General features: G+C 56.4%; 18 protein-coding genes. 5 read left to right on the top strand and 13 right to left on the bottom strand.

Features of this window, described 5'->3' with window-relative positions; genetic code table 11:
* The first annotated feature begins 73 nt into the window (after positions 1 to 73).
* Both EH31_RS10090 and EH31_RS10085 read left to right on the top strand, forming a co-directional pair.
* Positions 74 to 979: a hypothetical protein gene (locus EH31_RS10090; protein WP_034960022.1), complete on the top strand. Its 906-nt coding sequence runs from the start codon at positions 74 to 76 to the stop codon at positions 977 to 979.
* A 55-nt stretch (positions 980 to 1,034) separates the two neighbouring features.
* Entirely contained in the window at positions 1,035 to 2,336 is a 1,302-nt protein-coding gene (locus EH31_RS10085; RefSeq protein WP_034960021.1) for a cytochrome P450, read from the top strand.
* Positions 2,337 to 2,346: 10 nt separating this feature from the next.
* Here EH31_RS10085 and EH31_RS10080 read toward each other — a convergent pair whose 3' ends face one another.
* From EH31_RS10080 to EH31_RS10070, 3 genes are read right to left on the bottom strand one after another with little or no spacing between them, the layout of a single operon-like run.
* Positions 2,347 to 3,993 carry a Dyp-type peroxidase gene (locus EH31_RS10080; RefSeq protein WP_034960020.1) on the bottom strand — a complete coding sequence of 549 codons (1,647 nt, stop codon included), beginning with the start codon at positions 3,991 to 3,993 and terminating at the stop codon, positions 2,347 to 2,349.
* Positions 3,990 to 4,937 (bottom strand): YdbT family protein, encoded by a 948-nt coding sequence (locus EH31_RS10075; RefSeq protein ID WP_034960019.1) that lies wholly within the window; start codon positions 4,935 to 4,937, stop codon positions 3,990 to 3,992. Before EH31_RS10075 ends, EH31_RS10080 begins: the two co-directional genes overlap by 4 nt.
* Positions 4,930 to 5,634, bottom strand: coding sequence for a hypothetical protein (locus EH31_RS10070; RefSeq protein ID WP_051699142.1), 705 nt, complete (start codon positions 5,632 to 5,634; stop codon positions 4,930 to 4,932). Before EH31_RS10070 ends, EH31_RS10075 begins: the two co-directional genes overlap by 8 nt.
* An 89-nt stretch (positions 5,635 to 5,723) precedes the next feature.
* Here EH31_RS10070 and EH31_RS10065 point away from each other — a divergent pair, with 89 nt between their 5' ends.
* The gene (locus EH31_RS10065; RefSeq protein ID WP_051699141.1) at positions 5,724 to 6,419 is read left to right on the top strand and encodes a Crp/Fnr family transcriptional regulator; all 696 of its coding nucleotides are present in this window, start codon (positions 5,724 to 5,726) and stop codon (positions 6,417 to 6,419) included.
* A gap of 238 nt (positions 6,420 to 6,657) precedes the next feature.
* On the opposite strand, the gene EH31_RS10060 is transcribed toward EH31_RS10065, so the two are convergent.
* The 3 genes from EH31_RS10060 to EH31_RS10050 form a co-directional block, all read right to left on the bottom strand.
* A complete protein-coding gene (locus tag EH31_RS10060; RefSeq protein ID WP_034960017.1) occupies positions 6,658 to 8,076 on the bottom strand; it encodes a DUF1501 domain-containing protein in 1,419 nt (472 codons plus the stop codon).
* A 10-nt stretch (positions 8,077 to 8,086) separates the two neighbouring features.
* Positions 8,087 to 9,955 (bottom strand): DUF1800 domain-containing protein, encoded by a 1,869-nt coding sequence (locus EH31_RS10055; protein ID WP_081853331.1) that lies wholly within the window; start codon positions 9,953 to 9,955, stop codon positions 8,087 to 8,089.
* A 133-nt stretch (positions 9,956 to 10,088) separates the two neighbouring features.
* Positions 10,089 to 11,318 carry a saccharopine dehydrogenase family protein gene (locus tag EH31_RS10050; RefSeq protein WP_034960015.1) on the bottom strand — a complete coding sequence of 410 codons (1,230 nt, stop codon included), beginning with the start codon at positions 11,316 to 11,318 and terminating at the stop codon, positions 10,089 to 10,091.
* A 107-nt stretch (positions 11,319 to 11,425) separates the two neighbouring features.
* Here EH31_RS10050 and mobA point away from each other — a divergent pair, with 107 nt between their 5' ends.
* Positions 11,426 to 12,025, top strand: coding sequence for a molybdenum cofactor guanylyltransferase (mobA, locus tag EH31_RS10045; RefSeq protein WP_034960014.1), 600 nt, complete (start codon positions 11,426 to 11,428; stop codon positions 12,023 to 12,025).
* Here mobA and galK read toward each other — a convergent pair.
* From galK to EH31_RS10025, 4 genes are read right to left on the bottom strand one after another with little or no spacing between them, the layout of a single operon-like run.
* Complete coding sequence (gene galK, locus EH31_RS10040; RefSeq protein WP_034960013.1) at positions 12,022 to 13,053, bottom strand: galactokinase; 1,032 nt, start codon at positions 13,051 to 13,053, stop codon at positions 12,022 to 12,024. The genes mobA and galK overlap by 4 nt on opposite strands.
* A complete protein-coding gene (locus EH31_RS10035) occupies positions 13,050 to 14,132 on the bottom strand; it encodes a galactose-1-phosphate uridylyltransferase (protein WP_051699140.1) in 1,083 nt (360 codons plus the stop codon). The genes galK and EH31_RS10035 overlap by 4 nt, the downstream gene beginning before the upstream one ends.
* Complete coding sequence (gene glpD, locus EH31_RS10030; protein WP_034960012.1) at positions 14,129 to 15,619, bottom strand: glycerol-3-phosphate dehydrogenase; 1,491 nt, start codon at positions 15,617 to 15,619, stop codon at positions 14,129 to 14,131. Before glpD ends, EH31_RS10035 begins: the two co-directional genes overlap by 4 nt.
* Positions 15,619 to 17,793, bottom strand: coding sequence for an alpha-galactosidase (locus EH31_RS10025; RefSeq protein ID WP_051699139.1), 2,175 nt, complete (start codon positions 17,791 to 17,793; stop codon positions 15,619 to 15,621). Before EH31_RS10025 ends, glpD begins: the two co-directional genes overlap by 1 nt.
* Before the next feature lie 223 nt (positions 17,794 to 18,016).
* Here EH31_RS10025 and EH31_RS10020 point away from each other — a divergent pair, with 223 nt between their 5' ends.
* A complete protein-coding gene (locus tag EH31_RS10020) occupies positions 18,017 to 19,564 on the top strand; it encodes a sodium:solute symporter family transporter (RefSeq protein ID WP_034960204.1) in 1,548 nt (515 codons plus the stop codon).
* A gap of 20 nt (positions 19,565 to 19,584) precedes the next feature.
* Here the strand turns inward: EH31_RS10020 and prfH are convergent, their stop codons facing one another.
* Genes prfH through EH31_RS17815 form a run of 3 tightly spaced genes read right to left on the bottom strand, consistent with a single transcriptional unit; the run spans position 19,585 to position 22,039 of the window.
* A complete protein-coding gene (gene prfH, locus EH31_RS10015; RefSeq protein ID WP_034960010.1) occupies positions 19,585 to 20,202 on the bottom strand; it encodes a peptide chain release factor H in 618 nt (205 codons plus the stop codon).
* Complete coding sequence (locus EH31_RS10010) at positions 20,199 to 21,302, bottom strand: RNA ligase RtcB family protein (RefSeq protein WP_051699137.1); 1,104 nt, start codon at positions 21,300 to 21,302, stop codon at positions 20,199 to 20,201. Before EH31_RS10010 ends, prfH begins: the two co-directional genes overlap by 4 nt.
* On the bottom strand, positions 21,302 to 22,039 hold the full coding sequence (locus EH31_RS17815; protein ID WP_034960007.1) for a hypothetical protein: 738 nt from the start codon (positions 22,037 to 22,039) through the stop codon (positions 21,302 to 21,304). The genes EH31_RS10010 and EH31_RS17815 overlap by 1 nt, the downstream gene beginning before the upstream one ends.
* Positions 22,040 to 22,595 lie beyond the last annotated feature (556 nt).

Raw genomic sequence — 22,595 nt, 5'->3', positions numbered from 1 at the left:
CTCCTCAAAAAGCAGTCTTGAATCAGAACCAAGCCCGTTTGGGAATCCCTTTTGTCAACACGGCCTAGCCTCAATGCATGGCCAGCAATCCTACGATCTCCAACTCAGCAAGCTGCAGGAAACACAAAAGCGCGGCGATGAAATGCTGTCATTGGCAGAGCAATTTGACGATGATGCCTGGCGGCTTATCGGATATCGCAGCCGGGGCATCGCAAACTTTCCATTGGGCAATTACGAGCAATGCGTAAGCGACCTTGTCAGCGGCATTGATCTGCTCGGCCGCCTTGGCGATTCCGTGGCAGAGGACATGGTGGCAGACGACCTCTACGTCGCAATGCAGTCCTATGGCGCAATGGCGGCGGTGTATCTTGAGGAAGCCGATCTCACCCGTTCGCTTTACCAATCGGCGACCCAGCGCGCTGTTCAAATACGGCAGCCCTATTCAAGAGCCTTCGCATCGGTCGCGCGCAATTACTGCCGGATGTTGCAGGGGGAATATGACGGGTTAGAGCAGGATTTTATCGATCATATTGATCTGAGCGAAAAGAATGAAATTCCCTATTTCTACTTTACGCTGAGAGTATTCTTTGCGCATTACAAGGCGTTGCGAGGTGAGCCGGATGCAGCGCAAAATCTGTCAGACGCGATTGAGGGTTACCGCCTTACCAAAAGCATCGTGTACCAACCGACATTCAAGCATTGGGAAGGGCTCGCCTGGCTTGCGCAAGGGAACCTGGAAAAGGCAAGAGAAGCCAATGTCTGGTCAATCGATGCGGCGGTCGAATATGGCATGTATCACATGTTCGCCGAATATTATGGCCTCAAGGCGGTGTTGGACCACAAGGGCAACAAGCCCGATGAGGCGCAGCAGGCGATGCTTACGGCCAAAAAATGGGCCAGCGATCAAAATGCGGCCCTTTGTTCAAAATTGAACACTCAGCTATGGGAAAACTACGGGATTTCAAATAGTGTCTCGTAATAGACTGATCTTGGCTCTTGTTTGATAGAGCGCGAATATTGGTGTGGGGGACAATATGAATGATGTGGCCGCTCTAGAACAAGACGAGCAGCGAGACGCTTCAACCAATGGCACTTCCAGTCACACTGGTGAGCTGTTCGATCCGGCGGTGATGAAGCCCAAAGGCCTTGCGTCTCGCATTACAGCGCGCATCATTCGCAACCCTTATCCCTTCATGGCGTTCTTGCGCAGATATTGGCCTATCGCGAAGATTGGCAATTGGGCGATTGTCACGCGCTATGATGATGTGGCTGAGGCGCTTCAAAACGATAAATCAGTTGCAGTCCCCTTTGGCCCCAAGATGAAAGCAATGGCAGCCGGGCCCAATTTCGTGCTCGGCATGGCTGACAGCGACGCTTACCAAAGAATGCACCACGAGATCGTTCAGGTTTTCCCGCGCAAGGACAATGATGCGATCATCGCGCCGTTTTCTTATGAGGAGGCAAAGCAACAGCTGAGCAATGGCAGTGGCAAAATAGACGCTATCTCTCAGGTCCTGGCGATGGTTCCGACGCGGATTTGCGAGGAGTATTACGGCCTGAAAATCGCAGACAAAGCTAACTTTGTGCGCTGGACGATCACCATGAGCTCTTACATGTTTGGTGATCCGACCAATGATCCAGAGCTTGAGAAAGCCGCGATGGAAGCAGCAGCAATGGTGCGGCCGATTGTCGATGAGGCGATTGATCGGGCGCAGGCGGGCCCAGCGGGCGACACTGTAATTGCGCGGCTGGTTCAACGCCAGAAAGAAGACCCAGAGGCGATGCCTGACAACATCATCCGGGGCATTATGCTGGGCATGATCACCGGCTTTGTGCCGACCAATACGATGGCTTCGGGACATATGCTGGAATTGCTTTTGAGCAATCGAGATTGGATGCGGCAAGCTCAACACGCCGCGCGCGCAGGTGATGATGACCTTCTCCACGGCTGCCTGTTTGAAGCTATGCGCTTTTGGCCGATTAACCCTGGACCGTTCCGTGTGGCGGGTGAGGATTTTGTAATCGCTGCTGGGACTCGCCGCGAAAAGCTGATCAAAAAAGGCACCAATATGGTCGTCTCAACCCAATCGGCGATGCACGATCCGCGCAGGGTTGATAACCCCAAAGCGTTTGATCCTCGCCGCAAACGCAACGATTCCATGCTGATGGGTTTTGGCCTTCATTGGTGCATCGGTGCGCCGCTTGCCTATGCTCAAATCACGCAAACTTTCAAAGCTTTGCTCGAATATGACATTGTCCGCCGCGCACCGGGTGCAAAAGGGGAAATGACCAGATTTGGCCCCTTCCCCGAAAGCCTTTGGGTCGAATACGATTAGTGTCCCGGCCCTAAGTCGGGTCAATCACTCCAATCGCGATCATCCTGAGGCTCGTCATGCTGGGCACGAAGAAGTAAGCGCCGCCCTTCGTCTCCACAAATTGTGGCAGATTTGAGCAGATGTAGGGCGCGCCCTCCCCGTCTGCGTCAGGGTCATTCGGGATAACAAACTTCAGCTCATCCACCGGACGCGAACCCAGCATCGGGCACGTGTCATTCCCGGCGTTGGAATCCATGCCGTAATTGATCCATTGCTGCTGCACGAATTCAAACTGCCGCTCCAGGCTGGCGCAGCAGATGAGCATGACAATCCCGCGTTCACGCTCACCATTATCATTGGTCGCATCATAGGGCAGCCCGCGTCGCAAAATACGCCTGCGATTGACCAGAATTGTGCCGCTTCCCGGCGTCGGCCCAAGCATATCGCGCGGGTGAACGCGCCTCGTATGCGAGCTTGCCGGACAGGCGGCGCCCTGTTCATCATCGGCGTAGATAAAGCGCGAGAGCTTCTTTCGCTTCGTCACATCGTCCTGATATTCGGCGTTGAAGGCGAGCCATTCCTCGTAATTCTTGGCAAGCGCCAAAGGCACGCCGTCCTGCCAACGACCAGAAAACTTTGCGAGCAGTGTCGCGCGCGCCTTGGCCTCATCATCGATACCATAAACTTTCGCAAACTCGGGCACGGTCTTGTCGATATATTCATCGAACGTCTCAACGTTCTCCTGAAGCTTGCGATAAGCCATAAAGGTGCCGTTGGTGCTAAAGAGATTGGGCCTTGCCGCAGGTGGCATTTCCTTGGCTTCATCGGGGTAACCAAGCAAAAACTCACCAGTTGCAAGCGGCTCCCAATTGTCTTCGTTTTCAATCTCTTGCGTTGTTTTCAGCTCGCCTGTAAACTTGCCATTGCCCACTTTGCGGACCGCCTCGTCCTCGGGCAGAAACTGACCTTCGAACACAGGGTCGCTTATGCCGTCGACATAACCAAAGTGTTCCAGTGGCACAGGCTTGAAATGCCCGGTTTCCGGGTCCTGCATCAACCGCGCGCTCATGTCCTGATACTCTTCGGCGCCCACCCCGTGGCCTTTGAGAATGCGAACACCTCCGCGCGCATTGCATTCGCTCCGGATCATCTCGGTGAGCTCATCCATTTCCGGCACAGGATTGCCCGTTACCGGGTTCATTTTGGAATTGAGCAGCGCCATGATGTGAACCGCGTTGCTGCCTCCGGCCGTTTCCTCGCCTTTCCACACATCGTCCCAGCGATCGAGCGCACCGCGCGGCGAGGTATCTCCCAAAATGGGTGCCCTTGCACGCATCCCCTGCAGGAATTCTGCCGGCATCATCGACAGCGTCTTGATCGGCACGCCAAGCGCGACCAGCCCATCGAAGGTAAAGGCAAAATTTAACGTAACCGGTGGTCTTTCAGGCGCGCTTGTCTCTGCCTTGGGGGCGTAAGGGTTGTCGCTTTTCCAGCGCACGGCGGTCGTCACCCGGTCATAAAATTTCTCCAGAAATGCCCGGCCCTTTTCCCCCTTTTCAACGTGCAGGAATATGGCCCGCCCCTTGGGAAATCCCTGCTTGCCATAGGCATTGAGGATATTGCCCTGAATATCGGCAAGCCGCAGCGCGATCCGCTCGTTATCTCCAACCTTGCTCATCGATAGACCTCCCCGGCCGGGTGGTGCGGATCTGGTTTTTGGGGCTGATTTTCATCGAGATAATGGCCAAAGGCCTTATGCAAATCCGCCACATCTGACCCTTGGTTGTCGACCACGAATTGACCGAAAGTATTTTGAAGGTGAAGCCCCTTTAAGACCGACATTAAATCCCCGTCAGGCGGCGCAGGAAAGGGCCTGTCGCCGTACTTTTTGAACCTCATCGCGACAAAGCCAATCGCGCCCCCAAGAAATGCGATCACGGCAGCGATTATGGCCACATAAGTGCCAACCTGGGCAAACAGCGCATAAAACACCATCGCCATTACGGCGCCGGTGAACACTCCGCCTGCGGCAAGCCCTTTTATCGTCAGCGATGGCAGGTTTTTGGGAGGCTCTGCCCAATAAAAATTGAAGGGCATCGTCGTCTCAAGCTCGCACTTTTTGATATATTCAATGAAGTCAGCTGCGGTGGTGATGGTGTCCCGGTCAAACGCAACGCAATTGGAGAAGATGTCGAGCAAATCCTCTTCCATCACATCCCACAATTCGCGCAAATAAACCGCAAGGTCATAATTGCGCGACCCGCTTGGTGCATCGAATTCAGCTGCGAACAAAAGATAAGGGCTTGAAAGCTCAGTCCTTGCAAGGCTGGGCTTGGCCAATCCCACTGTTTCAAACACGGGATCGGCTGCCTCATAGCCATTATAGCCAAGCCGGTCGATCACCGCGAAACGGGCAAAATGAGTACGCGTGGACTTCGAAAACGCGCTGATCTCACCGCTGTTGTGGCTGTGGGGTGTCTGCATCGCGGTCGGCATCTGCGCCAGTGTCTTGCGAAGCTCGATGATGGGCGCCGCCCGCTCATTTTCCTCGCCATTGGCCCACGCGCACCGCACAGGCACAAGCACCGTCAGAAAATAATATCCGCTATCGATGCTAGGCATCTGTGCCTCCCGCCGGATTGTGCTCTTTTTGCCAGGCTTCGTTGAACTTGTTTTGCAGCGCGTTGAACTGTTGGCGATGCTCTTCGGCGCGGTCGGTTGAGGTTGACGCAACCGGCGAAAAGCCTTGGGTCGTCAGATCATTCTGAATGACTTTGAGCCTTGCGCGATACGCTTTTGCAAAGTCTTCGGGCGAAGTTCTCGGGTCGCGGTAGATATCCTCAAGCTCCAACAGCGCGCGCTTTACGCGCAAAGCGGAAACCACATCGCGGTATGCCGCGCCCGGAGTCGCATTGTAATAAAAGTCGCAATTGATTTGGTTGGCGCGGATATACTGTTTGAAAGGCGTAATCGGTACAGAGCCGGGGTAGCGCGCATTCTTATACCAAAACAGGTCGAGCCCTGTCGGAATACCGTCCGAAAACGCATCAATATACTGGTCCCAGGTCCCGTTGAAATTCGACAGGAACAGCATGGTATCCCGGTCGAGCGTTTCCCGATCATCCGAAAGCGTGGGCCATGCGTCCTTGGGAATAATCACCCAGCGCGCAAAATGAATGAACTTAAGGCCAATCAGCCCAGCCAAAATCCCAGGGAAACTGCGACCAAAGCGGAATACCCACTTATTGGTCCATCCCAACCGTTTGGCCAGTGGGGTGATGACAATCATCCCATAAGCTTTTCCAGCAACATTGGACACTTGAGCCCCCCTCTTTTAGTACCCTGACACACCATTCCATAGGATGAGGCCATCTGGCAAGTGAGTTAGGGGCAATGAGGGTTTCATACATGACAGCAGACAATAATCTTGAAGATAAGCTGCGCCTTTTCAGTATTTTTGAAGACTTGAGCGATGAAGATCTTCAGACTGTATTGAACAAGATATCTATCGTCCGATTCGAACGTGGAGAGACGATCATCGCCCATGAAGCGCGCGATACGGATGTCTTCTTGCTGCTCGAAGGACAGGCTCTGGCCAACCGCTATTCGCTTGCGGGGCGCGAGATCAGCTATCGCCGATTGCCTGCCAACTCCTATGTCGGAGAGCTGGCGGTGTTCGATGGGCAGCCGCGCTCGGTTAATATCGTTGCCCTTTCCGAGGTGGTGATGGGCCGCATAAGCGGCGCTGCATTCCGGGAACTCATGCTAACTTTGCCCAGTGTGACACAGGCGCTTTTGCGTGATTTGTCAGCCCGGATCAGGGACCTTTCAGATCGGATCTATGAAACGACGGCAAGCTCGGTGAAAATGCGGTTTTATACAGAACTCATTCGCACCGCGATGGAGCAAGACAGCGAGGGCGATGAGATCGTGCTTCGCAACCCGCCAACCCATGCAGAATGGGCTGCAACGGTGGGCGGCCAGCGCGAAACGATCACACGCGCGATTAGCGAACTGACCGGTCTTGGCCTCTTGCGCAAACAAGGCCGTAACCTTGTCATCCCGAACATCCATGGCTTGATGGACCAGTGCGAAGACGTGTAGCGGCGCAAGCACGGACACAACAAACTCGCACTATTCGACTGGCCAAAAAAAAGCTCCCCGCAAAACGGGGAGCTAAGGCTTCGGGTCGCTTGGGCCAGGAACTCGTGGCCCATGGGCAGCCTGATAGCCAACTCAACAGATGATCAATGTGTATAAAGTCACTTATGGGAAAACCCAGAGAGATTTTTTGCAAAGAATTGGTTGGATGACACCTGCTCACTCCCAGAGACCCATGTGGTCATTCGGCCGGAACGCTTGCTCGCATGAAGCCAAGATCGGGCGAATTGAAATTGGCGATGTTGGGCGAAATGATGGGTATCTCCCCTGCCTCAACCCCGAGCCACTTCGCCAAAGTGGCCGAATATTCGTCGACCGAGGTTGAAGGCAGAAGCCTGCCTCGCCCGACCTGATCGTCGGCATCAACCGAAATCTTGGCCGCTGTGCCATAAAACTGGCCGCCATTGACCGCGCCGCCCATGATCAGATGGTGCCCGCCCCACCCGTGGTCCGATCCATCTCCGTTGGACGCAAGAGTGCGGCCAAAATCAGAAGCGGTGAAAGTCGTGACCTGGTCAGCCGCGCCAATCTCTTCCATCGCACGGTAAAACTCATCCATGGCCGTATCCACGCCTGCCAAGAGCCCTTCGTGGGTACCAATCAACCCATCGTGATTGTCAAAACCGCCGGTTGATACAAGGAACACCTGACGTGTCACACCCAGCGCGCTGCGTGCTGCGATCAATTGGGCCACGATTTCAAGCTGGCTTGCAAGGCTGCTGTCGCTGAACTGAGTGCCCAAGCTAACCCCGGAGACTGCATCGTCGATAAAGCCAGAGAATTGGATCGAGCGTGCATTGGCCATGGCATAGTCATTGCCAAACACTGTTCCATTGCCCGCCGTCAAAAGGGTCCGCAAAGCATCGCTGGCAGCTTGCGAGCCATAGAGCCTTCGGTCCAAAGCCCTCACAGTGATAGCGCCATTGGATGAAATTCCGTAGGGCTGGATCTGGTCACCGGACAAGAACACCGCATTGCCCGTTGCATTGATTGCGGTGAACATCGAGTTGGTGTTGCTGCTCGCCGCGAGATCGCCGATCCGCCCTCCCCAGCCCGAAATCGACCCTTCAGGCGATCCTGATTGCCAGGTCGATTGCTGGTCATTGTGCGAGAAAAGCTTTGCCGGCCGCGGGAAGCGGGCGACGTCATCGCTTTCAAACTGCTGCTTTGTAATCGGTGCAATCAGCGGCCCGACATTGAGGAGCGGTGCCATAACACCTTGATCAAAGCGCGCCTTCAACCGCGGCATCGTGGGCGCCAAAGCCAACTGCATATCATCGGTCAGCGTTTGGGGTTGCAGCGGGTTCAGAACCTGGGCTGCGAGCGGATCGCGCCCTATCGCGATTGTGTCCCTGATCTGGGCATAGCGATTGTAGTTGGGAACATCGAACGGGATCAGCGTATTTGCATGATCGTTGCCCCCCAAAAGGAACACGCAGACGAGCGCCTTATAGCCGCCTGAGTTATCGAATGCCGCGGCATCGCTAAGCCCGGCAAGGCCCATCGCATATCCTGATGCGGCACCCATAACGGCCAGTTGACTGGACCGGTGCATGAAGGCCCGGCGTGAGATTTCTTTGGATTTGCCAATATGAAACATGTCCGCCCTCCTATCGCTGAATCAGGTAATCGTTGGACACCATCACCAGAAGGACGGCGCGATGTACTTGCGCAAGCTTGTCCTCCTCGCTGCTGGTGGCGGTTACCGTCTGCGCATTGAGAGCATCGGCGATTGTCGTTCTGCTGGTCTCGGACAATTGCCCCGCAGTCAAAAGCAGGTCGAGCCGGTCAAGAAGAGCATCGGTATCATCGACGATCTCAAGCTCGTCCTGATAGGTGGCTTTGATATCGAACATCCAAAATCCACGGCCATCAATCGTACGCTCCATAAAGTTCACGTAAGACGCTGCAGTGGTCTCGTTCACCAGCTGGAATTCCGGTGCGAGCAGGTCGCGTTCGGCGGCCTGACTGTTGGCGGGAATGAAACCCGGACGGAAGAAATTGAAAACCGAAGGCGAGCGCAGCGGCGATTGGCTAAGGAAGCGCGAGCGATCAGACAAATCGCGCATCAACCATGCTGTGGTTTCAGAACGCGCACCAAAGGTCCGCCCCCACTGCGCAAAGCGAAGCATCGGCTCGCGCAATTTGCCAAAGGTCGGGTCTGCAAGCGATTGCAGGGACAACGCCTCATCATCAAGCAGGATCGCCTTGAACACGGCCCTTAAATCGCCGCGCACACCCGAGCCATTGTTGTTGAACACTTCCGCAACGCGCTGAACATAGGCAGGCGACGGGTTGCTGGTGACCAACCGCTGGATCATCTGTTTGCCGAAGAACGGGCCAACATTGGGATGATTGAACAGCGTGTCCATCGCGATCCGCAAACTCTCCTGTGCGCCGGTCCCTGACGGGATGGTCACGCCAAGAAAGCTCTTCTCTTCCATCGAATGTTGATCCCCGCGATTGGGTATCTGGAAGAAGCTGTTCGCCGTCATCGGATTGCGCAAAAGGCGCGCTTCGGGGATGTTCAGATTGGGCCGGTCAGGCGGGCTCTGGAAGGTGATATTGCCTTCGTAGCTGTAATTGTATCCGGTGAAGACCTTCGCGATGCCGGTGACATCGTCATTGTCATACGTCTCGATTGGATTGCCCGATCCATCCAGACGTTCAGTGCCATCAATGTTGAGCTCAAAGAGGCCGATTGAAAACAGCTGCATGACCTCACGCGCGTAGTTCTCATCAGGAACGCGCCCTGTCGCAGGGTCCGCCTTTTGATTGCCGAGCGTGTTGAGGAACACACCCATCCCTGCGTTCAAGGTGATAGCCTCAAGCATATCGCGGAAATTGCCGAACGCGCCTTCTTTGAGGATATCCCAATAGGCCCCGATCGAAGTGCTTGGCCAAATCTGGATATTGTTCACGGAAACAACGAAAAACTCGCTGAGCGCGAGAGCCACGCGTTTGCGCACCGAGTTGGAACCGGTCAGCAACTGGTTCCAGATCATGTAGTCGGCAGGGTCAGAACGGAAGAACCATTGCTCCGCATCGATTGCTTCAAAGCCGATGTCTGACAGGAATTGCTGCGCGCTTCGTTCAATCGGCTGATTAATCTCGTTATCGAGCCAACGCTCATACCCTTCAGAGCGCATCTCAAGAATATCGCCGGTCGATACGGAAAGGCCCGCCTGCAATGCAAAACGCGCCGCCTGGGCATCGGTGTCAGGGGACAGAGCGGTTGGAGCGGGCGTTCCCCCTCCTCCGGTCGGCGGCGGTGTTCCTCCACCTCCAGAACCTCCTCCCCCGCCGCATGCCGCAGTCGCGAGAGCGATTGTGGAAACGGCCGCGAGTGAGGTTTTGCTCGGGGGTTTTTCCTGAGGGTCACGATCCGTGTCGTGCCCGGTCCCATGGTTGGGGGCGTCGTCTGCCTCGTATTCGAGTTCAGACCGGTCTTGCAGATCTAGCTGCTCGTGATCGGTCAAATCACTTCTCCTGTGGCGCTATGACCCGCGCACAGTTGAATGTGCCCAAGCCCGCGCCGTTAGTCAAATCGCGGCCATGGCAATAGACCCGAAGTCGAGGCAGTTAGGGCGAGTAAGCCAATTGGCACCGCCGCTACTGGACCACCTCGAATGTAAGGCCGGCATTCTCGCTCAGGCGTTTGCGCAAAGCACCGCCCATCAGGGACGAAGGCGTCCAAAAACCGCCCTTCGCCTCCCCACCCTCGGCGGTGTCCAGAATGCACAAGGCCGCCTCGGCAAGCATTTTGGCGGTCGAGCCATAGCCCGGGTCGCGGTCTCCCGTAACGCGCACACGGCGTACTTCCCCGCCCGGCAAAGTGCCCGCGAACAAAAGCTTGTAAAACCCGTTCTTTTGGTCCTCTGGCGATGGACCTTCGCCCGGCTTGGGCAGCAGAAACTTCTCTGCCAGACTGCGTGTTGGGCCAAGGGCAAGCACGCCTATAAATGCGCCCATCCCCACCGTCATGCCGATCGAACCAAGGCTGCCTTTAAAGCCATCTCCGGTCATGGTGTATTCGCTGTAGCGGAAATTTGCGCCGTAGCGATTGTCTTGCAACGCGTTGGAGCGGTGCACATTGCGGGTGTTGATCGCGGCCATCACAAAGGGCGCGCACCAGCTTTCAAGAGCATCCGAATAATAGCGCGCGCGTTCTTCCTGTTTGGCGGTAAAGCAATGGCCCTCGGGGCAAAGCAGATAATGGTCCGCGAGTTTCTTGCGCAGTGAAGGATCGGCCTGCGCTTCTTTGAGAACGTTGATAAGGCTCGCCGCTGTGCCTCCGCTTAAACCGCCTTTGGCTGCCTGAACGCCCATCTCTACTTTCTCGCAAGTTTGGCCGAACTCTTGGCTTATCTGCTCTTGCAGGAAATGAACGCCCATGTCCGATGGGATGGAATCGAACCCGCAGGAATGGACGATCAGTGCGCCGCTCTTCTTGGCGGCGTCTTCATGCGCCTCTTGCATGGCCGCGATCCACTGTGTTTCTCCGGTGAGGTCACAGTAATGGGTGCCGGATGCCGCGCACACCTTGACCAAGGTGTCTCCGTATAGGGCGTATGGACCTACCGTGGAAATCACCAGCCGCGTCTGATCACACATCGCCTCAAGGCTGGCCTCGTCATCGGAATTGGCAAGGATGGTGGGCAAGTCATTGGCCGCGCTCCCCAAGGTCTCCTTAAGCTTGGCAAGCTTTGCCTCGGATCGTCCTGCGACTGCCCAGCGTACTGGGCCATCTGCGCCATATTTGTCGAGCATGTAGTCAGCGGTGATCTCGCCCACAAAGCTGGTGGCACCAAAGATGACGAGATCGAATTTGGGGTCGCTCATTGGGGGTCCTTAACTGGCTGAATACGAGGTCGTATAGCTTCACGTGGGCGTCTTGGGTGAAGACCTCCCCCTTTGCAAGCGCAGCGCCCGTGATTAGGGGACGCGCAATGGCGCAGAAACCCGACATCCCGATTTGCATTCTGGCTGGCGGCGCATCGCGGCGTTTTGGCGCTGACAAGGCGCTTGCCGTGCTTGATGGTCGGCCCATGGTGGAACATGTGCTGGACCGGGTGCACGATCAGACAATCGGCCCGATTGCCATCAACACGGGCAATGCCGAGGCTTTCAAAGTGCTTGGTCTCCCGCTGCTGCGCGACGCGGCATGGGAAAGCTCCGGACCGCTCGCCGGGATTTACACTGCGCTTGATTGGGCATCGCAGGAGGGTTTTGAAACCGTCATCACGCTGGCGGTTGATCTGCCTTTTGCGCCGCTCGACCTTGTCACAAGGCTGAGTGCATCGGGCGTCCCCTCAATCGCCGCAACCAAAGAGCGATGGCATCCGGTGAACGGCATCTGGACTGCGTCGCAGTCGGAAACGCTCGGGGCCTACCTTGAAAGCGGCAAGCGCTCTGCACATGGCTGGGCTGAGCATTGCGGCGCGAAAGTCGCTCTGTTTGACCACGGGCCGGATGGCGTGGACCCGTTCTGGAACGTCAACACGCAGGACGATATGGTTGCAGCCCAGCGCCTTATAGCGCGAACCTAGGCTTCGCAGACGAACCAGGCATCGCGATGCGCTTCAAGCAAGCGCGCCAACCATTCCTCTTTGCCCGTCTTTTCGACCAGGGCCACAATGCACCCGCCAAAACCGCCGCCCGTCAGCCGCGCACCCAATGCACCGGCTTCGGTAGCAGAGGCAACAAGCGCATCGATTGGCGCAACCGACATCTCGAAAACATCGCGCATGGACACGTGGCTTTCATTCATCATTGCGCCGATTGTTTCCACATCGCCCGCTTTCAGGGCGTCGACGGTTGCAAGAACCCTGCGGTGTTCGGTTGCGCAATGAAGCGCCCGTTTGCGAGCAGCCTCGTGCAAGGAAGATGCGGCGATCTCCTCGGGCTCAAGTGCGCACAAATTGTCCGTTTTAAAGTAGATCTTGGCTTCGTCGCATTCGACCTTGCGTTCCTTGTATCGCCCATCGGTCAGCTTGCGCGAAACACCCGAATGGATGACCACAAATGTGTGGTTCGCGGGCAAGTCCAACAGCTCATATTCAAGCGATGCCGTGTCTAGCGCCATTGCTTTGCCCGGCGTCGCAATCGCCACAGCGAACTGATCCATAATCCCGCATGGAACGCCGAGATATTCGTTCTCAACCCGGCGCGCGGCGATAGCGATGTCCTGGTCAGTGAGAGCACTTACGCCGGACGCATCGCGCGCCGCTTTCAGGATCGCGACAGTCAACGCAGCAGAGGATGATATCCCCGCCCCTTGCGGAATGTTTGAGCGGACGGTGAGATTGGCCCCGCCCGTAAGGAGCCCCAAGGTATTCGCCTCGCGAAGAGCGCCAACGCTTGGGTCGGACCAGTGCCCTTTGGCGTCTTTGGAAAGCTGACGCTCAACTGGCGCATCATATTGGTCCGCAGTCACAAACACGCCGTCATCCTCGCGCGGCTCCAATTCGATGCTCACACCAACCGATAGCGCAGCAGGCAGAACCATGCCGCCATTATAGTCGATGTGTTCGCCGATCAGATTCACCCGTCCGGGCGCGCTTGCGAAACCGGTCATGCCACGTCTCGCAACATCTGCACCGCGGTCTCTGGCATCACATCGACTGTGAAGGTGCCCGTGTGCTGTTCGACCGACGCGAGGTATTTCACCCGACCTTTGGCGCGAAGAAGCGGGTAGAATTGCACGGTGAAATGATAGCCCGCAGAGCCCCCTTTAGGCGCGGCATGGAACGCCATCATGGTCGCAGCTGGCCCGTCAAACAGCGCGTCATAGCGGCGCGTCATTTCACCCAGCCAAGAGGCCAGCCCCTCAAGTTCCTCATCACTGCAATCCCAAGGCCCCTCTCGGCGTTGTTTGGGAGCGAGCCACACCTCGTAAGGGAACCGCGCAAATCGCGGCACGAAAGCGGCAACCCCGCCCTCTTCACCAAGCCCGTAATCGGGCATGCATTCCGCGATTTCAGCGGCAAGGTCATAGCCGCCCGCAAAGGCATCAACCGCGCGCTGCTGGATGACCGGCGTGCGCTCAAACCCGTAAATCTGGCCGTGCGGGTGGCTCAGCGTGACGCCCACCTCGTCCCCGCGATTTTCGAACGGGAGAACATAATTGCAGCCCGCCCTGAAAAGCGCATCATACCGATCAATCAAAGCCGCGATCAAAACCTGTCGCCGGTCCTGCCCGATAGTGTGCAGGCTTCCGCTCGCGTCGGGCGCATAGACAACCACATCGCACGCGCCTTTGGCTGGTTCGCAAGCTATGCCAGCGAGGTCCGCCGCATCGCTTGCCGAATGGTGGAAAGCGGCAAATTTGTTCTCGAAAATCGCCAACTCAAAATCGGCAAACGGAATTTCTGTTTCCACCCCGCCCGCGACCGTTGGAGCGAGCGGATCATCTGCGGCAGAAGGTTTGAATGTCCGGTTCTGGCGGTGTGCGGCGTAGACATTCCATTCGGAGCGCAAGGGATGATAGCGCAGCTCCCCCCCTTGCGCGATGGGGTCCGCGCTTTCCGCAGAAGGCTCAAGCGAATGAGCCTCTCGCCCATAAAGCCTTAGCATCCGCCCATCGGCCTTGCGGTGCTCCCGCACATAGGTCGGCTTGCTGCCCAACGTGCGCGCCAATGGAAGACTTTTGCTCACCGCGCGCTCTCACGATTGGCAAACCACGCTGCAACCTTGGTCTTCGCGCCTTCATCCAGATGCAGTCCCAGCTTGCTCCGCCGCCAAAGCACGTCATCGGCGGTGCGCACAAATTCTTGCTCGCAAAGGTATTCGAGCTCGCGCGCATAAAGGTCGCCGCCAATGTGCTCGCCAAGTCCATTCACGCTGGTCGCGCCATCAAGCAGGTTGTGAACCCGCGTGCCATATGCGCGCAGCAAACGGCGCAGCATTCGCTTATGAGCCCAAGGGTATTGTTCCTGAAACTCGCCAAGCAACTCTTCGAATTGCATCGGACCAAAATCACCGCCCGGCAATGGCTCATCCGCGGTCCACCCCTTGCCCCCTACCCCAAGCTTTTCAAGGGCATGCTCTGCAAGCTTGCGATAGGTTGTAATCTTTCCGCCAAAGATCGACAGGACCCGCGCGCCGTCTGCCTCGTCGAGGTCAAACACATAATCGCGCGTTACTGTCGAGTTATCGGACTTGTGATCGTCGTAAAGCGGGCGGACGCCGGAATAGTCCCAAACGGCCTGATCCGGGGTCACATCGACGCGTAAATATTCATTGAGCGCATCACACAGATACTGCTTTTCCGCATCCGAGATCGTGACCTTCGCCGGGTCATCTTCCCACAAAACATCGGTGGTCCCTACAAGCGTAAAGTCCTGCTCATAAGGAACCGCGAAGACAATCCGGTTGTCCTTGTTCTGGAAGATATACGCCTTATCGTGATCGAAGAGCTTGGGGAAGACCAAATGGCTGCCCTGAACCAGCCGCACATGGTCTTTGTGGGTACCTTTCTTGGCCTTGCCCAGCACCTCATCCACCCAAGGTCCCGCGGCGTTCACAACGGTCTTTGCGCGCACGGTTTCCTCGCCTGAATCGCTGCTTAAAGTGGCGCACCATTGCCCGTTTTCGCGGGTCAGCCCGGTGCACTTCGTGCGCGTTGCGATCCGTGCGCCGCGCTCGGCAGCATCCATGCAGTTGAGCGCGACAAGCCGTGCGTCCTCGACCCAGCAATCGGAATACTCAAACCCGCTGACCAAACGGTCTTCGAGCGTCCTCGCATGAGCACCCTCGCGAAGGTTCACCGTCTTCGTCGCTGGCAGGAGTTTGCGCCCACCCAGATTGTCGTAGAGAAACAATCCCAACCGCAGCAGCCACTTGGGGCGAAGGCCCTTGTCATGGGGCAGGACAAACCGCATCGGCCACACGATGTGGGGCGCGATTCTAAGGATTCGTTCACGCTCAATCAGGCTTTCGCGCACAAGGCGAAATTCCATATGCTCAAGATATCGAAGCCCGCCGTGGATAAGCTTGGTCGAAGCGCTCGACGTGTGGCTGGCGAGATCATTCATCTCGACCAAAAGGACTTTAAGGCCGCGTCCGGCAGCATCGCGGGCAATGCCGGCACCGTTGATGCCCCCGCCAATAATCAGCAGATCATATTCAGGTGTTTGGGACATCAGGCCTCTTCGAGGTGGTAGATCAGGGCGCTATCAGGATGAAGCGGCGGGGTTTGCATACCGAATTGCATCAAGGCAGCGCCAGAGAAAACCGTGCCCTTCCTCATCAAATCGCAACTTTGAACAATGGATGGTTGATTGATGGAAGGGTCAACACCCGGCCACACGATCCGCACCCGGTATTGGCGCGCCTCATCAAGGCCTGCGAAGAACAACCGGTCAGGCGCTGTTCGGGGGCGCGATTCCAATAACGCATAACTGAACATTGCCTCAGCACGAGATGGCGAAACGACCCCCACAACATTGGCATGGGGCGCAGACGGGACACGGTGAAATGCGCCTGTGTGAAGCAGAGCGCGGTGCTTTTTATAAAGCGCGATCCCCTCGGCCAGAACCGCCCGGTCCGTTTCGCTTTCGTGGGCGAGATTAAGCTCCAATCCCATGTGGCCAAAGATGGCGCTCGCCACGCGAAATTGCATGGAGAAGCGGCGGCCGGTGATGTGGCACTTTTTTGGCCCCACATGGCTTCCCAACACGCGCAAGGGGAAGAAATAGGACGCACCTTTCTGAATTTGTTGGCGGTCGCGGGCATCGTTGTTGTCGGACGTCCAAATGCGGTCTGTGCGCCGAAGAATGCCGTAATCCGCTCTTCCCCCACCCGACGAACAGCTTTCAATCTCAAGGTTTGGGAACGCATCGCGCAGGCGATCGATCAGGCGATACACAGCGAGCGTTTGCAAATGCATCACCGCACGCCCACCCGTTTGCGCACCCCCACCGGGGTGGTGGCAATCGCGGTTCATATCCCACTTGATGTAGTCGATTTTATACTCATCCACGAGGGCCGCGATCTTTTCATAAAGGTAATCGGCCACCTCGGGCTTGCTAAGGTTCAAGGTCAGTTGATTGCGAAAGGCGATTGTATCGACACCGGGCGCATCGAGCACCCAATCGGGGTGAGCGCGGTACAGGTCACTGTCCGGATTGACCATTTCGGGTTCAAACCAAAGGCCAAACTCCATGCCAAGTTCGCGCACTTTGTTGACGATGGGGTGAAGGCCACGGGGATAGACGTCGGGCGAAACCCACCAATCGCCAAGCCCTGCCTTGTCGTTGCGGCGCGCGCCAAACCATCCATCATCGAGTACAAATCGTTCTGCGCCCACCGATGCGGCGAGCTTGGCAAGGTCGATGATGGTGCTTTGATCGTGGAAGAAATAGACCGCTTCCCAAGTGTTGAAGTGAACCGGGCGCGGTTTTGATGCGGTGCGCGTATCGAGGACTTCGCCGCTTAGATGCGCGTGAAAGGCACGGCTGACGGCGCCCACGCCCTGATTTGACCAAGTCGCCAAGAGATCAGGAGTGCCGTAACTTTCGCCAACAGCGAGCCGGATTTCACCCGGCCACAAAAGCTCTCCCATCTGCAAGGCGCAGCGGCCATCGGGCAAACGATCAACCCGCAAACGATGATTGCCGCTCCAGGCAAGGTGAAATCCGCAAGCAAGGCCGTGGGCTTCATTGGTGTCGGGCGTCTTTAGAATAAGCCCCGGAAAACACTCATGACTGGTGCGCCCTGCCATGTTTTCGCGCACATAACTGCCCTGAAATGCGCCAATTTCCTCGCGCTGAAATTCCCCGGCCCAGCGTCCTGAAAACCCCATGATCTCGCTCAATCGGAAGTCGAGCGGCAGGCACAGCGCTGCACACCAATCGACGGTGAGTTCCTTATCGCCGTGGTTTGTGATCCTGGTTCTAGAGGTCAAGACACCCGCGCTCTGATCAAGCAACAGCGTGTAATTCGCACCAACCTCAGTGCGCGCATCAAGGCAGTGGATCTCGACGCCCGGCCCCTCAAGGCTCCGCACACTTTCCACCCGCAGGTCAATCGCCCAATCTTCGCCATTTCGGCTCGCCAAAAGTCCCGCAGGCGCAAGGGTGCCAGTCGATAGCTCATTGGATAGCGTCAGAGCCCGTTCCTGCCCCGCGCTTCCATCGACATATTGCCATGCGGCAAGCGCCTTCAATTGCTCAGGATCAGCCCCCGCCAATTCAGGCCCGCAGTAGATGATTCTGGGTCGTTCACCTTGCCTTGCATCAACCATGACCAGCACGCCGCCACCCGAAAGGGTAAGCACGCCCTCATCCATCGATACCGGCTGCGTCGTCTCAACCATGCAAGAATTCCGTCCCATCAAAGCGCCATGTCCAGCACATCGGAACCTGAGCTAGCGTAGTTTGTGAGTGTTTTGAAAGGAGCGATGTGAAAGAGGAGTAAGAGCATCCCCTGCAAATTGCGCAAAAAACTTGCTGATTTGGGGCTAAGTTGGAAGAGTGAGATAGCAGCCGCTACGCTTGTCCAACACGCGCTCAGCAGCGCGCAAGGGAGAAGCAAACACAATGAATGTCGTACAGGTCGCCGTTTTCTTCGGGCTGATGGTGGCGCTTGCTTATGTCACATGGGCCAAGGTGGCCGCGGCAAAGGCTGCCAGTCATGCATCAGCCGATAAGGAAATCTTCCTTGCAGGCGGCGGGCTCAGTTGGTTCTTTGTAGCGGGCGCAATCACTCTTACCAACCTGTCCACCGATCAGCTTGTCGGGATGAACGGGGCGCAGATGTTCCTGCTCGCGTGGTGGGAGATTGCCGGGTTTATCGGCCTGATGCTCCTCGCCTTTGTGTTTGTGCCAATTTACTATCGTAACAACTGCACCACGGTGACAGAGCTGCTTGAAAAGAAATACCAAGGCGGCAGCATTCGCACGGTTATCTCCGGGCTGTTTCTGGCGGGCAATATCTTCATCTATTTGCCAGCGGTCATTTATTCAGGCTCGCTTTTTCTCATGTCGCTGTTTGGGCTTGGCATCGATGAAACGGCGGTGTCAGGGATAGTTGAGCAAACCACACGCCGCGGCGTTGACCCAACCTTGCTGATGATCGCAGCCGTTTTTGCTATCGTCGGTGCTGCCTACGCAATCCTTGGCGGCCTTCGCGCGGTCGCTGTTCTGGACACTTACAGCGGGATTGGCATTCTGGGCTTGGCGCTGGTGGTGGTGTTTCTTGCCCTCCAAGCCATCGGGTTTGATTTTTCCGGCGTACCGACGGAGCGCCTTTCAATGGTGGGCGATAACAGCTCGCAAATCCCGTTCCACACGCTGTTCACGGGCATGATCTTCATCCAGATCTTCTATTGGTCCACCAATCAGAACATCACGCAAAAGGCATTGGCTGCACCCAATGTCAAAGAGGCACAAAAAGGGATTATGGCAGCCGCGATGATCCGCTTGCTGATCGTTCCGCCGATCGTGGTTGTGCCCGGCGTTGTCGCCTACAAGCTGTTTGGAGGCGTGGGCGATAAGGCCTATGGAATGCTGGTCGATCAGGTCTTGCCCAGTTGGACCAGCGGCCTGTTTGCAGCAATGATCGCCGCAGCCGTTCTCACAACCTATTCCGCCGTAATGAACGCCACCATCACGCTGTGGTCGGTCGACTTTCACCGTAAATTTATCAACGAGGAAGTCGACGTGGTAAAACTCAACCGCAAGGTCGGGATTGGCGCAATGGTGCTTTCAATCGCGCTCGTGCCGCTTTACGCCAATGCAGAGAGCATTATCGACCTTTTGCAACAGCTGAACGGTCTTCTGTCCATGCCCATCCTGTCAGCCTTTGCCGCTGCATTGTTGTTCCGAAATATGGACGCACGCGCAGCGGTTGCAGGCCTTGTCTACGGGGTCGGTATCTACGCCTTCCATACCTTCTTCCTCTACACCGATAGAGACATCTGGGGCGGGACAACCTATTACCGATATCTCGGGCTTGATTGGTTGCACTATATCGACGTGATGGTCTTTGTCCTGTTCTCATCAATTGCAGTGGCGCTTATCACGAACAAAATCGTATTCAGGCAAAGTGCCCAGTTCATCGGATTTGGCCGCGCCAAGGCGGCGTGATGGTAAGAGCCCCTGCGCAATCAGCGGAGCACAAATTTGACGCCTTCATAGCAGCGCACTTCGTTCCCGCGCTCCAAATCACGGTTCTGCTCCCATAGATCGGTTTTTGCACTGGCTTCACCAGACTTACGCCTTTCCTCAAAAGCCAAAGCGAGCTTGAGCCGAGCGATCTTCTTATTCGCAAACTGCGAGCGCTGCTCTTGCGAGACGACCGATAGCCCGGTGGGTTCGTGCGTCGCACGCACTGCGCTGTCTGTCTTGTTGACGTGCTGGCCGCCCGGACCAGAGGCTCGAATGGCTTGGTACTTGATATCCCCCTCTTTCAATTGAGGGGTATCGCCGGGCGATGGCGCCAGACCGACCCCCACGTACCAATTCTTGCGCTTATGGCGTGGTCGAAAGGGGCTGTTCCCGATCCACCGGATCGTGCCCACCCGCTCGGCTGCAAAGTTCTCACACCCATCGCCTGTGATCGACAGCAAAAGAGAAGCCGCCTTCTCGTCCGCCTGCTCAAGCAGCTCGCATTGCAACCTTTGGCTGTTGGCTTCCTTTGCAAACACGCGGGCCAAATTGGCGACCACCCAGCGGCATTCGCCAGGCCCCTGCCCTGCAGAAATGTGCAAGATGACCTCTCTCATTTGCGCCTCGTTTTGTAAGTAATGACAGGGCGCAGCACAGCAATGACCGTGATAAGGCCCGCCTCTTCGAGGTCCGAGACGACCGTCTCGATATCCTTGTAGGCTTGCGGCGCCTCTTCAAATATCAACTGATTGTCCTCGCACAAAACCCTGCCGCCAAGCGCCGTTCTTTCAAGCTCGGCCAAAGTGACTTTCCGGCCCAGCCTTGCCTTCGCGCTGCTGCGCGGCCATTTGCGCCCTGCGCCGTGAGCGAGCGAGTGCAGTGCGACATCGGCATTCTCTGGCCTTGGACAAACCAGATAGGTCATGCTCCCGCGCGAACCGGGAATGACGATGGGGCCCTTATCAGCGGGTGCTGCGCCTTTCCGGTGGAGCCAACCGTCCCGGTGCCTGGTCAGGCTGTTATGGAATATATCCAGCTTCAACTCAGCATCAGCGCCAAGCTTTGCAAGAAAGCGATTGGCGATGATGTCCCGGTTGAGCCTCGCCCATGTCATTGCTTGATCATGCCGGGTCAAATAGTGCGCGAACGCATCGCTAGCGATGTTCAAGCCTTCTGCATTGAACCGCCGGGTGTGATCCTCTTGGACCGCGTGCCCCAGACCTCTTGACCCGCTATGAACCAGCAGAAAGAGCAGCGACTTATCGAGCCCCATCTGGGTAAAGCGCTCATCATCGATGATCGCCTCGACCTTCTGAAACTCGGCAAAGTGATTGCCGCCACCAATGGTCCCCAAGGCTTCTCCTGCAAGGTGCAGGGGCAGCCCCGCCTGCTCAAGCGCGCTAATCTGATTACCGGCCCAGGGTTGATCCAAGCCGGTGAGCTTTTTAACCGCCCGATCCAGCTTGAATTTGCCTGCATTGATGTCAGTTTGCCAAAGCGCCATGCCGCAGCCGATATCATTGCCAATCAAATGCGGGTGGGCGTGGGTGCTGGACCAGAACGCTGCGCCAATGGGGATCCCTCGCCCGGCGTGCAGGTCGGGGAGCCCAACAGCGCGCTCGATCCCCTCAAGCTGCGCGGTTCGGTGTAATTGATCGATGGCCGACTGCTCAATCCAATTGCGGGCGGAGGCAATAATCTGAACATTATTGGTCATCACATGTCTCCCCCACAATTGTGCAGCCCATGGCGTTTCAACGCCTTGCTCGAAAGCTGAGCCATCTTGACGACTTTCCATCGCTCATGCGTTTCCCACTGCTTCTCGATAAGCTCGAAACGCAGATGGGGGGCACCACATTTCGGGTCGCGGTCCAGCTCGCAGTGGAACCAGAGCCCCTTGCGCTTGATCAGGATCGAAGTTTCGCAAAGCCGCTTGAAATCAGCAAAAGGCCCTTGGGGATAGCAGGTACAGACGCGGACAAAGGCATGCCGTCCTGGCAGCCCAAGCGCACTGCGAAGAGCATTCGTTTCCTTGATAATGCCATCGTCGGGATCGACATAAAGGTCCGGCCACCACGAATCGAGAGGCTGCGCGCCGCGCCATTTGTGCTGGCCAAGCCACGTACCTTGCCTGTCTACGCGAACGCGCACCATGATGAAGTCTTCCACGTGCTCGCGCACATGCATCTTCACGGTGCTACCTGTATCGAGAGACTGGCATATCTCACTGAAAACATCATCCCACCGGCGGCCGCGTTGCTTATTCAAATAGCGCTTTAGCGGTGCGAGGTTTTCGCTGAGGGATTTCGTGTACGGCGCTTCTTCCCATGCGTGCCGCTTGTGTCCTACGAATTTGCGAGCAACATTTCTGTCCTTTTTAAGCTTTACCGCAGGGGCATGACGAGACGCCCACCGCGGGCGTTCCACGATGACTTTGAACATATCAGCACGCATGGCCTGTCTCCCCGCTCTTGAATGAGAAGGAGGCCAGTGTCAGCCGACGAATGTGAGTAACGACCGCGCGTATATTACGGCGGCTAAAACCAGTTAGGTGAGCGCGCCCACCTTGGATCGAATTGCCCATGACAATTGTTCCTGAGTATCAAATTTTAATGAAGTGATTGCGTCGTGATGCGCTGTGTTTTGCATGATGCATTCCCTTCTTTGATAATGAACAATTTCGCGGTGGCAGCGCTATTATGGAAGGTTCCTTGAAAAAGCAAGCGCGCCTTGACGCCAGGCAGAGCGATTGCGCCAAATGCTTGTACGCAGGCGATTCGCGGAGCACGAGCCAAAGCCACCCTCCCAGTTAACGCTCGCGAAGAGTTTACATCTTGCGCCCCGGGTCGTGTTTTGCGCGTTCACTTAGTCTTAACGATCGCGTCACCCACACTTGCACCAATCCGCAAAATTCGGGGTGCATTTCGGCCCCTATGGCGAGCATGTTAACTTCTTAAAATCTTAACTAAGCCCATGAACCGCATCACCAACTCTCCCGGCTAAAACCACT

It is taken from the genome of Erythrobacter longus (assembly GCF_000715015.1).
Classification (GTDB): domain Bacteria; phylum Pseudomonadota; class Alphaproteobacteria; order Sphingomonadales; family Sphingomonadaceae; genus Erythrobacter; species Erythrobacter longus.
The sequence above is the reverse complement of the archived record's forward strand: the minus strand, read 5'-3'. Positions and strand labels throughout refer to the sequence as shown.

Bases quoted from the DNA above. Each gene is read 5' to 3' on its own strand.
- EH31_RS10050 (WP_034960015.1), bottom strand. From the start codon at position 11,318: ATGAGCGACCCCAAATTCGATCTCGTCATCTTTGGTGCCACCAGCTTT.
- mobA (WP_034960014.1), top strand. From the start codon at position 11,426: ATGGCGCAGAAACCCGACATCCCGATTTGCATTCTGGCTGGCGGCGCA.
- EH31_RS10010 (WP_051699137.1), bottom strand. From the start codon at position 21,302: ATGACCAATAATGTTCAGATTATTGCCTCCGCCCGCAATTGGATTGAG.
- EH31_RS10075 (WP_034960019.1), bottom strand. From the start codon at position 4,937: ATGCCTAGCATCGATAGCGGATATTATTTTCTGACGGTGCTTGTGCCT.
- EH31_RS10025 (WP_051699139.1), bottom strand. From the start codon at position 17,793: ATGGTTGAGACGACGCAGCCGGTATCGATGGATGAGGGCGTGCTTACC.
- EH31_RS10080 (WP_034960020.1), bottom strand. From the start codon at position 3,993: ATGAGCAAGGTTGGAGATAACGAGCGGATCGCGCTGCGGCTTGCCGAT.
- prfH (WP_034960010.1), bottom strand. From the start codon at position 20,202: ATGAGAGAGGTCATCTTGCACATTTCTGCAGGGCAGGGGCCTGGCGAA.
- glpD (WP_034960012.1), bottom strand. From the start codon at position 15,619: ATGTCCCAAACACCTGAATATGATCTGCTGATTATTGGCGGGGGCATC.
- EH31_RS17815 (WP_034960007.1), bottom strand. From the start codon at position 22,039: ATGCGTGCTGATATGTTCAAAGTCATCGTGGAACGCCCGCGGTGGGCG.
- EH31_RS10085 (WP_034960021.1), top strand. From the start codon at position 1,035: ATGAATGATGTGGCCGCTCTAGAACAAGACGAGCAGCGAGACGCTTCA.
- EH31_RS10065 (WP_051699141.1), top strand. From the start codon at position 5,724: ATGACAGCAGACAATAATCTTGAAGATAAGCTGCGCCTTTTCAGTATT.
- EH31_RS10020 (WP_034960204.1), top strand. From the start codon at position 18,017: ATGAATGTCGTACAGGTCGCCGTTTTCTTCGGGCTGATGGTGGCGCTT.
- EH31_RS10060 (WP_034960017.1), bottom strand. From the start codon at position 8,076: ATGTTTCATATTGGCAAATCCAAAGAAATCTCACGCCGGGCCTTCATG.
- galK (WP_034960013.1), bottom strand. From the start codon at position 13,053: ATGACCGGTTTCGCAAGCGCGCCCGGACGGGTGAATCTGATCGGCGAA.
- EH31_RS10090 (WP_034960022.1), top strand. From the start codon at position 74: ATGCATGGCCAGCAATCCTACGATCTCCAACTCAGCAAGCTGCAGGAA.